This is a genomic window from Streptomyces coelicoflavus (assembly GCF_003112555.1).
GTDB lineage: Bacteria > Actinomycetota > Actinomycetes > Streptomycetales > Streptomycetaceae > Streptomyces > Streptomyces coelicoflavus.
The window spans coordinates 398516-411289 of sequence record NZ_BEWB01000010.1; the positions used below are offsets into that span (position 1 = coordinate 398516).

12 protein-coding genes are annotated in these 12774 nt (G+C 74.1%); 5 read left to right on the forward strand and 7 right to left on the reverse strand.

What is annotated here, in order from left to right:
- Window positions 1-156: 156 nt before the first annotated feature.
- The gene (locus Sco07f_RS25705) at window positions 157-1917 is read right to left on the reverse strand and encodes a hypothetical protein (protein WP_108989307.1); all 1761 of its coding nucleotides are present in this window, start codon (window positions 1915-1917) and stop codon (window positions 157-159) included.
- A 52-nt stretch (window positions 1918-1969) separates the two neighbouring features.
- Entirely contained in the window at window positions 1970-2164 is a 195-nt protein-coding gene (locus tag Sco07f_RS25710; protein WP_007447353.1) for a hypothetical protein, read from the reverse strand.
- A 282-nt stretch (window positions 2165-2446) separates the two neighbouring features.
- Between Sco07f_RS25710 and Sco07f_RS25715 the strand changes: the two genes are divergently transcribed.
- Both Sco07f_RS25715 and Sco07f_RS25725 read left to right on the forward strand, forming a co-directional pair.
- A complete protein-coding gene (locus Sco07f_RS25715) occupies window positions 2447-2839 on the forward strand; it encodes an ankyrin repeat domain-containing protein (protein ID WP_007447346.1) in 393 nt (130 codons plus the stop codon).
- Window positions 2840-3173: 334 nt separating this feature from the next.
- Window positions 3174-4592: a hypothetical protein gene (locus tag Sco07f_RS25725; protein WP_108989308.1), complete on the forward strand. Its 1419-nt coding sequence runs from the start codon at window positions 3174-3176 to the stop codon at window positions 4590-4592.
- Window positions 4593-4818: 226 nt separating this feature from the next.
- Here Sco07f_RS25725 and Sco07f_RS25730 read toward each other — a convergent pair whose 3' ends face one another.
- From Sco07f_RS25730 to Sco07f_RS25750, 5 genes are all read right to left on the reverse strand, one after another.
- Entirely contained in the window at window positions 4819-5688 is an 870-nt protein-coding gene (locus Sco07f_RS25730) for a 5-oxoprolinase subunit C family protein (RefSeq protein WP_108989309.1), read from the reverse strand.
- Entirely contained in the window at window positions 5685-6311 is a 627-nt protein-coding gene (locus Sco07f_RS25735) for a 5-oxoprolinase subunit B family protein (protein WP_108989310.1), read from the reverse strand. The genes Sco07f_RS25730 and Sco07f_RS25735 overlap by 4 nt, the downstream gene beginning before the upstream one ends.
- The gene (locus tag Sco07f_RS25740) at window positions 6308-7066 is read right to left on the reverse strand and encodes a LamB/YcsF family protein (protein WP_108989311.1); all 759 of its coding nucleotides are present in this window, start codon (window positions 7064-7066) and stop codon (window positions 6308-6310) included. The genes Sco07f_RS25735 and Sco07f_RS25740 overlap by 4 nt, the downstream gene beginning before the upstream one ends.
- A 72-nt stretch (window positions 7067-7138) precedes the next feature.
- The gene (locus Sco07f_RS25745) at window positions 7139-7972 is read right to left on the reverse strand and encodes a putative hydro-lyase (protein ID WP_108989312.1); all 834 of its coding nucleotides are present in this window, start codon (window positions 7970-7972) and stop codon (window positions 7139-7141) included.
- Window positions 7969-9291 carry an MFS transporter gene (locus Sco07f_RS25750; RefSeq protein ID WP_108989313.1) on the reverse strand — a complete coding sequence of 441 codons (1323 nt, stop codon included), beginning with the start codon at window positions 9289-9291 and terminating at the stop codon, window positions 7969-7971. Before Sco07f_RS25750 ends, Sco07f_RS25745 begins: the two co-directional genes overlap by 4 nt.
- Before the next feature lie 128 nt (window positions 9292-9419).
- On the opposite strand from Sco07f_RS25750, the gene Sco07f_RS25755 reads away from it, so the two are divergent.
- From Sco07f_RS25755 to Sco07f_RS25765, 3 genes are all read left to right on the forward strand, one after another.
- On the forward strand, window positions 9420-10115 hold the full coding sequence (locus Sco07f_RS25755; protein ID WP_007447372.1) for a GntR family transcriptional regulator: 696 nt from the start codon (window positions 9420-9422) through the stop codon (window positions 10113-10115).
- 93 nt (window positions 10116-10208) lie between these two features.
- Window positions 10209-11735 (forward strand): hypothetical protein, encoded by a 1527-nt coding sequence (locus Sco07f_RS25760; RefSeq protein WP_054101779.1) that lies wholly within the window; start codon window positions 10209-10211, stop codon window positions 11733-11735.
- Between the two features lie 151 nt (window positions 11736-11886).
- Window positions 11887-12768, forward strand: a complete 882-nt coding sequence (locus Sco07f_RS25765; RefSeq protein WP_007447363.1) for a hypothetical protein — start codon at window positions 11887-11889, stop codon at window positions 12766-12768.
- The last annotated feature ends 6 nt before the right edge of the window (window positions 12769-12774 follow it).

Here is a 12774-nt window from a genome sequence, read left to right on the forward strand (position 1 = left end):
CGGCGGAGCGGGGCGCGGGAGCGCCGGCGGTACCCGTGTGCGCCGATGGGCGGAGCCCGGGATGTCCGGCCGCCGGAGCCCCCGGAAGCGGACGCGGTCGGGATGCGCGACGCGGCCGGGGCGGCGCGGTGGGTTCGCGCCGCCCCGGCCGGGGTGTCAGGAGGTCTCCGCCGCGACCGCCTCGGCGGGGACCGGCTCAGCAGGCGTCGGCCCGGCCGCCGCCGGGGTGGCCGGCTCCGGGTCCGCCGCGGTCTCGTCCGGCTCGCTCGCGGCGGCCGGTTCCGGGGCGTCCTTCTTCTCCATGGAGACGGCCTTCGCGTCCGTCTTCGCCCTTGCCTCGGCCTCCGCCTCGGCCTCCGCGTTCGCCTCCGCCTCCGGAGGAAGGGGCGCCTGCTCCCCGTCCGCCGGTGTCGTGCGCGGGGGGAGCAGGTCGAGCACCGCCTGCCGGTGTGTCTCGCTCGTCGCGTCGTCGTAGGGGTCGGGGGTCGCCGGGACCTGGAGCCGGTGCACCGGTCCGGTACCCAGGCGGGCGTATCCCCGGCCGGGCGGGACCTGGTCGACGGGCGTGGTGTGCGGGGGAGCGCCCAGCGCGGTCGCCAGCTCGTCCGCCGTGGCCGGGCCGAGCACGACACGCGCGCGCGTGTGCTGCCGTACGGCGTCGGTGAGGCCGTCCAGGGCGTCCAGCTGGTCGGCGACGACCACGGTCACGTTCGCGGCCCGGCCGTGCCGGAGCGGGATCTGGAGCAGGGTCTGGGGATCCCGGCGGCCGTCCGTGTCCGCGAGGTGCGTGAACGCGGTCGGACGGTCCACGAAGACCCACAGGGGCCGCCGGGTGTCGTCCGGCGCCGCCCGGCCCTGCTGACGGGCCCGGTTGACGGAGATCAGGCGCCGCTCCGTCTCGGCGGCGGCCCACTCCAGGCTGGTCAGCGCGCCGGTGAGGCCGCACTCCACGGCCAGGACGCCGTCCCGGCCGACCAGACAGGCGTACTCCCCGGTGCCGCCGCCGTCGACGATCAGCAGGTCGCCGTGGTGCAGCGCCTGGAGGGCGACCGAGCGCAGCAGGGTGGACGTACCGGTGCCGGGCTGCCCCAGGACGAGCAGGTGGGGCTCGGTCGAGCGGATGCCGGTGCGCCAGACGACCGGCGGCACGTCCCGCTGCTCCGCGCCGTGGGTGAGCGGGAGCGTGCGCTGGACCCGGGTCGGGTCGGTGAAGCCGAGGACGGTCTCGCCGGGCGCCGTCACGAAGCGCTGGGCGGCGATGTCGGTGGGGAGCGCGGGGAGCACGTCCACGGAGAGGTGGTTGGCCTCCTCGTCCCACGTGAAGCGGTACTCCCGGCCCCGGCCGGACTTCGCGGCGAGCAGGTGCTCGATCCGGGACCGGGACGCCGCCTCACCGTCGGTGAAGTAGGCGGGGTAACGGATCACCAGGTGGGCGACACGGCCGTCGTCGTCGAACTCGTGGGCGGGGAACGCCCTCTCCCACCCACCGCCGTGGGCGTAGAGGGGGTCGGGGTCCTCCGCGATCGAGAAGTACGGAACCAGCGCCTCGTAGAGGGACTGGAGACGCCCGCTCTGGGAGTCGTCGGGGCCCTCGGGCACGGGCGGGGTGCGGTCCCTGCCCTGCCAGGCTGCCGCCGCCATCAGGACGATGACGGCGAGCAGCGGGCCGTACGGCACGAGTGCCACGACCAGGATCACCGAGGCCACCAGGAACAGCAGCGCGCCGCGCCGGTCCTTGGGGGTCTCGGCCCATCTGCGCCGAGCGGCCGCGGCCAGTCGGCGCAGACCGCGGGCGATCGTGATCAGCGGCTGGAGGACGTCGGTGGCGCTGTCGGCCGCCGTCCGGGCCAGCTCCCGGCTGCGGGCGAGCTGTGCGCCGCCGTTGCTCAGAATGCGGGGGAGGGGCCGCCGGGCCACTGCTGCCTCCTGGAGGTGCGTACGTGCGGATGTCGGGCGGGGGAGCGGGTCGTCAGAACTTGATGCCGCCGAGGAGGCCCGCCAGGCTCTCGCCGCCCGCCTTGATGCTCGGGGCGATGGCCGTACTCGCGAGATAGAACCCGAACAGCACGGCGACCAGCAGGTGCGAGGCCTTGAGGCCGTCCTTGCGGAAGAAGATGAAGACGACGACGCCGAGCAGGACGACGCCTGAGATCGAGAGGATCATGTGAGTTCTCCTGGTTCACGGGGACAGTCACCATGAGTACTTCCAGGCTCACAGCATGTATCCATACGATAAAAGGTGCAAATGGGGGAAATTTGCCAGATTTGCCCCAGGTGGCCCAGAGGTCCTTCGTCCGCTCGGGTGCCCTACGAGCCAGTACCCTGGCGATTCACTCGCACGGCCACACCGCTCGTGGCCGTGCGCACACGTTGTCCCCGGCGTTCGTCAGCTCCAGGACGGGCGTCACGTTCGCAGTGATTTGCGCAGTGAGAGGTGGTCCGGCCGATGAGTGAAGCCCCCGACCCCGAGGTCGTGGAGCTGGCGACCAAGATCTTCGATCTGGCCCGGCAGGGCCGGACCGAGGAACTGGTGGCGTACGTGGACGCCGGTGTCCCGGCCGATCTGACCAACGACCGCGGCGACTCCCTCGTCATGCTCGCCGCCTACCACGGCCACGCCGGCGCGGTGCGCGCGCTGCTCGCCCGTGGCGCCGACGCCGACCGCGTCAACGACCGGGGTCAGACCCCGCTCGCCGGAGCCGCCTTCAAGGGTGAGACGGAAGTGACCAAGGCGCTCCTGGAGGCCGGCGCGGACCCCGCGGCGGGCACACCGTCGGCCGTCGACACGGCGCGGATGTTCGCCCGGACGGACCTGCTGGAGCTGTTCGGCGCCTCGTGACGAGGCGGCGGAACGGACTCCGACCGGGTCCACTCCGCACTTTCTGACCAGGTAGAACACTGAAAACGGGGGAGGCGGTACAGGGCCGCCGAAATTTCGGTCGCGGCAGATGTGACCGCCGGGCCATCATGACGACGTGGTTCACGGACGTGATGGCTGGGCAGGTGTTGCCGCACCGCGCGGGCCGTGACACGGCCCGCAAGGGCCACCGACGAGAGGCAGAGGAACATGGTCTTCAGCAAGCAAGAGACGGCGGGCGCTCCGACGTGTTGGCGCACGGCCAGGTAACGCGTGCTCCCCGGTTGCGTCGACGCTTGATGTGAGGCTGTTTCCCATGTTCGATCCGGTCATAGCGCCCAGCGGTACGCTGCTCGGCCTGCTTCAGCGGGGTCGCGGCGACGGCACGCTGCACGCGCTCACCGCTCCGCGCGCCGAAGCGCTCGCGGCGCTGAACCACTGTGTTCTCCACGACCCCCGCCACGACTGGCAGGTCGAGAACCGCTCCCTCTACTACGCCCGCCTCTATCTCGACCTGAACGGCGAGCTGGACGCGATCGAGGCCCACCTCTTCGATCCCGAGGACGTCCTGGACGCCGACGAGTCGCGCACCGGGCTGGCCCTCGCCGTCCTCGGCCACCTCGCCTCCTACAGCAGGCTGGACGCGCTCCAGCTGCTGCGCCGGTACGCCGCTCACGGAGTGAACTGGGCGTGGGCCCTCGACGAGCTGGCGCTGCGCGACGACGACGCCGGTCTGCGCGCCCTCGCCGCGCCCGTGCTGGCCCGCTTCCCGCGTGACGCCGAGGGCGAGGCCGAGCTGGCCGCCGCCGTGCGGGACGCCTTCGAACCCCGGCCCTGGCGCCTGTGGGCCGACGATTCCCGCGCATCGATCGCCACGCGCGTGCGTGCCGCCCAGGAGACGGGCTGCTTCGACCGCTGGCAGCGCCAGATGGACTCCACCGGCCCGCGTCCCGGCTGGAGCGTGCGGGCCGTGTTCGAGTGGGCCGAGCAGGGCGTGGAGCGCGGCACCCCGCTCCACGTGCCGGCCGCCCGCTGCCTCACGGCCGTCGCCGGCCCCGAGGACCGGCCCGAGATCGTCGAGGCCGCCCGGTCCGGCACCGAGGGCGCCCGCTGCACCGCCCTTCGCTACCTGGCCGACGCCAACGACCCCGACGTCCTGCACCTGATCGAGGGCGCCGTGGCCACCGGCTCCACCCCGGTCGTGGACGCCGCCGTCGCCGCCTACGAGCGGATGCGCAGCCTCGCCGCCGTCGACCGGGCACGCGGCTGGGTGCACCGGCCCGACGCCCTGGGCGCCGCCGCCGGACGGGTCCTGGCCTGCCGGGGCGCCGCCCAGGACCGCGATCTCGTCCTCGCCGCGCTGCGGGAGGCGGTACGCGGTGAAGGCCCCGACGCGCCGACCCTGTGGACCCTCGTCGACGGCACCGGACGGCTCGGCATCGCCTGCGCCGCTCCCGTACTGCGGCACATCTACCGCGAAACCGCCTCCTCCCACCTGCGTGGCCGGGCAGCCCGCGCGCTGGCCGCCACGGATCCCTCCTTCGCGGCGGGCTTCGCCGTCGAGTGCCTGTGGGACTGCGAGGAGACCACGCGCGAAGTCGCCGCCCGCCATGCCGAGACCGGCGACAACCGCGTCGTCGAACGGCTGCGCAGGCTCGCCACCGACCCGGCCGAGGAGGACGAGGTCCAGACGGCGGTACGCAGCCGCTTCGGGCCGGACGCCCCCGCCGTGTAGTGCCGCGACGCCGCTCGGGGTCCGCCCTCACGGACCGCGCGGTGCGAAGCGCGGGCGGACACGTTCGTTCGGCCCGGCGGGTGGCTCATGTGGCCGGCCTGCGGTCTGTGCGGCTGCGGCTGCGGCCTACGGCCTGCGGCCTTCGGTCCGTGCGGCGTCGAGGCGGCGCCCGCGCACCGGGTGTCCCGGCTCCGGCGCCGGCTCCGGCTCCGGAGCAACCCTGGTGTCAGCGTCCGCCCGCCGTGACGAAGCGCACCGGTGTCCCCGGTACCGCCTGCGCCGCCGCCGGGAGGTCGGCGGTGCGCACGACGCCGATCACCGGGTAGCCGCCGGTCGTCGGATGGTCGGCCAGGAACACCACCGGCCGGCCGTCGGTCGGCACCTGCACCGCACCCAGTACCGTCCCCTCGCTGGGGAGTTCGCCCGGACGGGCGCGTTCCAGCGCGGGCCCGTCCATACGCAGTCCGATGCGGTTGCTCGCGGACGACACCCGGTACACGGACGAGGTGAGGGCCCGCATCGCCGCCGGCGTGAACCAGTCGGCGCGTGGCCCCGGCGCCACCCGCAGGACCAGCTCCGCCGGGGGCGCCGGCTGCGGCGCGACATCCACGCGCGCGTGCGGCACGCGCGGCCGACCCAGGGGCAGCACCGTGCCGTCCGCGAGCGGCGGCGGCCCGAGGCCGGACAGCAGGTCGGTGGAGCGGCTGCCGAGAACCGGCTCGACGAGGACGCCGCCGGAGACGGCCACATAGGAGCGCACCCCGGAGTCGGCCGCCCCGACGTCGAGCAGCGCTCCGGCCGGCACGCCGACCGCAGCGCCCCAGGGCGCCGGCCGCCCGTCCACCGTCACCGGGCAGGGGGCACCGCCGACCGCCACGGTCACCGCACACCACGCACGCAGGGCGCAGCCGGTGAGGGTGGTCTCCAGGACGGCGGACCCCGGCGGATTGCCCACCAGCCGGTTGACCAGTGCCGCCGCGGGCGCGTCGAGCGCCCCCGAGCGGGGGACGCCCAGGTGGGCGTGGCCGGGCCGGCCAAGGTCCTGCACCGTGGTCAGGGCCCCGGCCCGGACGACCGTGAGCGCACGATGCGTCATGGAAGCCCCTGCCGTCCCACGGGAACGAACCGTACGCGCGTGCCGGGCGACAGCAGGGCCGCCGGCACGCGCGTGTGGTCCCACAGCACGGCGTCCGTGCCGCCGATCAACTGCCAGCCGCCCGGGGACGAGCGCGGGTACACGCCCGTGTACGGCCCCGCCAGCGCCACCGAACCGGCCGGCACGGCGGTGCGCGGGGTGTCGCGGCGCGGCACGTCGTAGCGCGCCGGAAGGCCGGTCAGATAGCCGAAGCCGGGCGCGAACCCGCAGAACGCGACCCGGAACTCGGTGCCCGCGTGGATATGCGCCACCTCGCTCTCCGCGACCCCCCAGTGCCCGGCCACGTCGGCGAGGTCGGGGCCGTCGTAGCGGACCGGGATCTCGACGACGTGCCCCGCGCGCGGCGGAGCGGGCGGCACCTCGGCGGCCGCCAGCTCGGACGAGAGCCGGACCGGGTCGGCGAGGCCGTCGAGGAGGACGGTGCGCGCCCCCGGGACGATCTCCCGGGCCGCGAGCGTGCCCTGCGCGCGGCGCCGCGACAGCTCCGCGTGCAGTGCCTCGGCCTCCTCGCCCGAGGACACCTCGACGAGCAGGGCGTCGGCGCCGACCCGCAGGACGTTCACGCGAAGGCCGCCACACGGACGCCGGACGCCTCCAGCCGCGCCCGGACCCGGCGCGCGAGTTCCACCGCCCCGGGCGTGTCGCCGTGCACGCACAGGGACCGCGCCCGGACCTCGACCCGTGCCCCCGAACAGGCGGTCACCGCGCCTGAGCGGGCCAGCCCCACGGCGCGTGCCACGACGGCGTCCGGGTCGGTGACCAAGGCGCCCTCCTGCACGCGCGGCACCAGCGTGCCCTCGTCGGTGTACGCCCGGTCCGCGAACGCCTCCGGGACGACCGGCAGCCCCGCCCGCCCGGCCCGTTCCAGCACGCGCGAGCCGGGCAGCCCGAGGACGGGCAGGGTGCCGCCCGCCAGGAGCACGCCGTCGACGACCGCGGCCGCCTGCTCATCGTCCAGGACCACCCGGTTGTAGAGGGCGCCGTGCGGTTTGACGTACGCCACGCGCGTGCCCGCCGCCCGGGCGAAGACCTCCAGGGCGCCGATCTGGTAGGCCACCTCGGCCGCCAGCTCGGCGGGCGGCACGTCCATCGTGCGCCGCCCGAAACCGGCCAGGTCCCGGTAGGAGACCTGCGCGCCGATCGTCACGCCCCGCTCGGCCGCGAGCGCGCAGACCCGGCGCATGGTGGCCGGGTCCCCGGCGTGGAAGCCGCAGGCCACGTTGGCGCTGGTGACTACGGACAGCAGCCCCTCGTCGTCGGTGAGCCGCCAGCGGCCGAAGCCCTCGCCGAGGTCCGCGTTCAGATCGATCGAGGTCATGTCTCCAGTCTTCCCCGTGTCGTCGCGGGCGGTACCGGGCCGGTGCCGTGACCCGTGCCGTGGCATCCGGGATCAGCCCACGCGGTACTGATCGTCTCGGGCGTCGGTGAGGAACATCTGCCCCGGCGCGTGGGTGAGCGCGAAGGGCGGCCGCGAGGCCATGACCGCCGCCTGCGGGGTCACACCACAGGCCCAGAACACGGGAATGTCGTCCGGCTCGAACTCCACCGCGTCGCCGAAGTCGGGCCGGTCCAGGTCGGCGACGCCGAGCGCCGACGGGTCCCCGCAGTGCACCGGACTGCCGTGCACCGCCGGGAGCAGGCTGCTCTCGCGGATCGCCGCCGACAGGTGCGCGGGCGGCACGGGACGCATCGACACCACCATCGGCCCGTGCAGCCGCCCGGCCGGACGGCACCGGCGGGAGGTGACGTACATCGGGACGTTGCGGCCCTGCTCGACGTGCCGGATGGGGACGCCGGCCGCCGCCAGCGCCCACTCGAAGGTGAAGCTGCAACCGATCAGGAACGTCACCAGGTCGTCGCGCCAGTACGCGCGCACGTCCGTCGGCTCGTCCACCGGCTCGCCGTCCCGCCACACCCGGTAGCGCGGCAGATCGGTGCGCAGGTCCGCGCCGTCGGCGAGCACGGTGGTCCAGGACCCGGCGTCGGTGACGTCGAGCACCGGGCAGGGCTGCGGGTTGCGGGTGCAGAACAGCAGCATGTCGTACGCCCAGTCGGCGGGCACCGAGATCAGGTTGGCCTGGGTGTGCCCGGCGGCGACCCCGGCCGTGGGGCCGGTCAGCCCCTCCCGGAAGCGGGCCCGCGCCGTTTTCGGGCGCCACGCGCGCGCGTGCTCGTCGAGGAGGACGAGCGGCCGGTCCCCGGTCGCGGGGTGCGGGTGGTTCATGCCAATTCCCTTCCGCGCGTCTCCGGCAGCCCCAGCAGGGCCAGCGCCGCGATGCCGTAGCCGATGGCGCCGAAGACCAGCGCGCCGCCCACGCCCCAGCTGTCGGCCAGGAAACCGACCGTGGTGGGGAAGACGGCGCCCACGGCGCGCCCGGTGTTGTACGTGAAGCCCTGCCCCGCGCCCCGTACCGCCGTCGGGTACAGCTCGCTCAGATACGAACCGAACCCGCTGAAGATGGCCGACATGCAGAAGCCGAGCGGGAAACCCAGCACCAGGAGCAGGGTGTTGGCGCCGTCGGGGATGTTCGCGTACGCCAGGATGCAGACCGCCGACAGCAGCGCGAAGAGCCAGATGTTGCGCCTGCGGCCCAGCACGTCGGTCAGGTGGCCGCCGGTGAGGTAGCCGATGAAGGCGCCCGAGATGAGGAACGTCAGGTAGCCGCCGGTGCCGACGACCGACAGGTCGCGCTCGTCCTTCAGGTACGTCGGCACCCAGGTGGCGAGGGTGTAGTAGCCGCCCTGGACGCCGGTGGAGAGCAGGCTCGCGAAGAGCGTGACGCGCAACAGGCCGGGGGAGTCCGCCGTGCCCGGCTTGAAGATCGCCCGGAACGAGCCCTTGCCCGCGCCCTTCTCGCGCGCCTCCGCGGCCCTGGGCGCGTCGTGGACACTGCGCCGCACCCACACCACGAGCAGCGCCGGGAGCGCGCCCGTCCAGAACATGACGCGCCAGGCCAGATCGTCCCCGGCCAGCGAGAACACCAGCGTGTACACGACCACCGCGAGCGCCCATCCGACGGCCCAGGAACTCTGGACCGCGCCGAGCGTGCGCCCCCGGTGCCTGGCGCTCGCGTACTCGGCGACCAGGATGGCGCCGACCGCCCACTCGCCGCCGAAACCGAGTCCCTGGAGGGCACGGAAGACGAGCAGTGTCTCGTAGTTGGGCGCGAAGCCGCAGGCCACGGTGAACACGGCGTAGGTGATCACGGTGAGCAGCAGCGCCCTGACCCGGCCGACACGGTCGGCCAGTACACCGGCGAGCGCGCCGCCGACCGCCGAGACGACCAGGGTCACCGTCGTCAGCAGCCCGGTCTGGCCGCTGTCCAGGCCGAAGTAGGCGGCCAGCGCGACCATGGTCAACGGCAGCGTGAAGTAGTCGTAGGAATCGAGGGCGTAACCGCCGAACGCGCCGCCGAAGGCGCGGCGGCCCCGCGGGCCGAGAGCCCGCAGCCAGCCGAACGGGCCGTCGTCAGGGGTGTGTCCGGGTACGCCGGAGGGGCGGGTGCCGGCGGGCGGGGCCTGGGGTGGAGGGGGCGTGCTCATGGTGCACCTCGCAGTGGGAGGACGGAGGGTGCTGGTCGAGCGGTGCTTGATGGCACCGTAGGGGATCGTTCAACGATCCCTCAATACCCCTGTTGTTTCGTTCTGGTATCTGCGATTGAATTCCGGGCATGGCAGAGCAGTTGACGGGACTGGCCGACGACCGTGCCCTCCTCGGGCGCACCAGCACCGCCGAGCGGGTCTCGGATATCCTCAGGAGCCGCATCGCGGAGGGCTACTTCCCACCCGGGACCCGGCTGTCGGAGGACAGCATCGGAGGCGCCCTCGGCGTCTCCCGCAACACCCTGCGCGAGTCGTTCCGCCTGCTCACCCACGAACGCCTGCTCGTCCACGAGCTGAACCGGGGCGTCTTCGTCCGCGTCCTGACGGTCGAGGACGTCGAGGACATCTACCGCACCCGCTCCCTCGTCGAGTGCGCCGTCGTCCGTGGCCTGGGCGAGCCGCCGTACCCGCTGGACGGGCTCGCCGAGGCCGTCGAGGACGGGCGCCGGTCGGCCCGTGAGGGTGACTGGAAAGGCGTGGGTACCGCCAACATCCACTTCCACCGGGAGCTGGTCGCCCTCGCCGGCAGCGAACGCACCGACGAACTGATGCGCAGCGTCTTCGCCGAACTGCGCCTCGCCTTCCACGTCGTGGACGACCCGCGACGCCTGCACGAGCCGTACATCGCCCGGAACGCGGAGCTCCTCGCGACCCTGGAGAGCGGGGACCGGGAGGCGGCGGCGCGACTGCTGGCGGTCTACCTCGAGAACTCGCTCGAGCGCGTCGTGGAGGTCTACCTGCGGCGGGTCGGGGACGAGGGGTAGGCCAGGGCCGTACGGCGGCCGGACACCGTGTCGCCCAGGGGCCCATCTGCGTCGTTTGGGTCGATGTCAGACCGAGGATCTAGTCTGTGCACCGTGACTTCGCCTGCATCGACGGACAGCGTTCCGCCCCAGCTCAGCGCGGGGCCGCGCCCCGCACCGGGCCCGGCCGCCGACGAGGGGCTGGCGCGGCGGCTGCGCGCGCTCGCCTGCACGGCGCCGCTGCACGACCTCGACGCACGCAAGGCCAACCTCGCCGGCGAGTACTCGGTCTACGGCATGGCGGAGGTCGCCCTGGCCGCCATCGACCTCGTCACGCTGAACATGGACTTCGACACCGGCGCCGACCACGACCAGATAGTGGCCAGGCTGATCCCGCGCGTCGCAGCCCAGGCCCCGCGCCGCCCCGCCGCCGAGCACGAGCGGGTGGCCCGCTGGGTCCTGGAGAACCTGGTCAACGTCGGCAGCGTCGACCGCGGCTTCCGCGCGGTGTACGGCACCTTCGGCCCCGACGGCACCTACGTCCGCCGCGACTACGACTTCAAGCTGCTCGAGGAGGTTCCGGGGCCCGGCGGCACCGTCTACCTGCGCACCACGGACGAGGCGGTCAACGTCCTCGTGGGCGCCCTGGACACCGACGTCACCAGCGCCCAGATCGCCGCCGAGGTCAAGCTCGAGGTGCTGATCAGCCGCGGCCGCCTCGCCGACGCCCAGCTCGCCGCCGAACAGGCCCGGTACCGGACCGTGCAGTACTCCGAGACCCTGCGCAGGGCCCTGGACGCCACCCGGCGCAACGTCCGCGCGGTGGACTGGCTCAGCGCCGTCCCCGACATGATCGCCGAGGCCCTGGACCACGTCGCCGACCGGTACCGGCACGAGAACGCGATCCTCACCAACATCCGCAAGGCCCGCGACGAGACCGAGGACGCCGAGCACAAGCGCCGCGCCGCCGAGCTGGTCGACATCGTCAAGGACTGCATCCGCCGCCACACCCAGCTCCAGTCCCGCCTCCTGGAGGCCGGCCCGCTCTTCCGCGCCGAACAGGACCGGCAGGCCTTCGCCACCCCCCTGACCACCTCCGGCCTCGACCTGTACGGCCATCTCGTCGCCCCCGTCCTGCCGTTGCCCGTGGAGCGTGCACTGCGGGTGACCGACGCCTTCTTCGCCCGCGGCACCGGGCTGCGCACGCCCGTCTCCGTGCGGGTCGGCGACCTCGTCGACATACTCCTCACCCCGCCGGTGGAGCGGGAGCACCTGGGCGCCGAGATGCCCGAACCCGACCTGATCGCCACCCCGGACGACAGCCGCTTCAGCGAGGACCAGCTCGCCGCGGCCATGGAGCTGCTCGACCTGCCGCACGACGCCCCGCGCCGGCTGTCGGGGCTGCTGGCCGACGCCCGGGCCCGCGACGCCGAACTGCCGTACCTCGTCGCCCTGCTCGCCGTCCACGCGGCCAGCCCGCCGGTCGGTACCGCCTACCGCCAGGGCGAGCCGAAGCTCCTGTTCGCCGTGGACGACGGCACCGAGCTGGACGACCCCGAGTTCGGCGGCGCCGACCTCATCGTCGGCACGGCGCTGCTGGACGCGGCGGGCATGGCCGCGGACCGGACGGAGGCGGCATGACGACCGGCCCGCACCAAGCCTCCGGGGGCCTGATCCGTCGCCGGTCCCGCCGTCCGGCCCGGCACTGCACCACCGAGCATGAGTATCAGCATCAGCATCAGCACCGGCACCGGCACCAGCATCAGTACCAGCACAGCGAGGAGCACCGACCGTGACCGAGCACGTCGACCGGAGCGAACCGGAGGCGGGTGCCGCGCCGGCCACCGCGGCCGTCACGCCCGCCGACGCCGCCGACGCGGCGCGGCTCGTCGCCTTCGGCCTCCAGCCCAAGCTGCTGCCCGCCCGCGACCAGGAGTACGCCGACCTGCTGCGCCGCTACCGCGAGGATCCGCCCTTCGCACGGCTGGCCGACGCCGTGGCGGCCGGGCTCGGACTGATCGTCCTCGAGGTGTCCCCGCGCGCGGGCATGGCCGTGACCGCCGCCGAGGACTCGGTGTTCGCCGTCCGCATGGGCGACTACGCCCGTCGCGCCGCCACCGACTCCGGCGACCGCTTCCTGCACGGCCTCGCCCACCTCGCCGTGGCCGCCATGGCCTACCCCCGCCCCGAGGACCTCGCCGACGACGGCTACATCGGCCGCGTCTCGGTCAACGGCGTGGACGCGTTCGTCCGCCAGGCCTGCCGAAGGCTCGAGGAGCGGGCGGAGCAGCAGGGCGAGAACACCGACCCGGCCACCGACGCTCCGGGCCTGGAGGCCGCCTGGCGGATCTGGGTCAGGCGCAGCGCGACCGGCGCCACCAAGGACGCGCGCAGACTCCCGGGCTCCACCACCGGCATCGTCGGCAAGGCCGCCGCCTTCCTCACCGAGTCCGGCTTCCTCCAGCGCACCGGCGACGACCACGGCGGCACCTATCGGACGACGGCCCGTTACCAGCTCCAGGTGCGCGACATGGCGGGCAGCGCCGCCATGACCGAGCTCCTCGACCTCGGCGTCGTACCGGTCACCGACGGCACCGCCACGCTGCTGCCCGCAGAGGAGACGGACGACCTGGACCTGGTCGCCGACGCCGGGCTGCCCTTCCACTCGTCCTGAGTCCGC

Coding starts and splice junctions, on each gene's coding strand:
- Sco07f_RS25710 (WP_007447353.1), bottom strand. CDS start 2,164: ATGATCCTCTCGATCTCAGGCGTCGTCCTGCTCGGCGTCGTCGTCTTC.
- Sco07f_RS25715 (WP_007447346.1), top strand. CDS start 2,447: ATGAGTGAAGCCCCCGACCCCGAGGTCGTGGAGCTGGCGACCAAGATC.
- Sco07f_RS25725 (WP_108989308.1), top strand. CDS start 3,174: ATGTTCGATCCGGTCATAGCGCCCAGCGGTACGCTGCTCGGCCTGCTT.
- Sco07f_RS25730 (WP_108989309.1), bottom strand. CDS start 5,688: ATGACGCATCGTGCGCTCACGGTCGTCCGGGCCGGGGCCCTGACCACG.
- Sco07f_RS25740 (WP_108989311.1), bottom strand. CDS start 7,066: ATGACCTCGATCGATCTGAACGCGGACCTCGGCGAGGGCTTCGGCCGC.
- Sco07f_RS25745 (WP_108989312.1), bottom strand. CDS start 7,972: ATGAACCACCCGCACCCCGCGACCGGGGACCGGCCGCTCGTCCTCCTC.
- Sco07f_RS25750 (WP_108989313.1), bottom strand. CDS start 9,291: ATGAGCACGCCCCCTCCACCCCAGGCCCCGCCCGCCGGCACCCGCCCC.
- Sco07f_RS25755 (WP_007447372.1), top strand. CDS start 9,420: ATGGCAGAGCAGTTGACGGGACTGGCCGACGACCGTGCCCTCCTCGGG.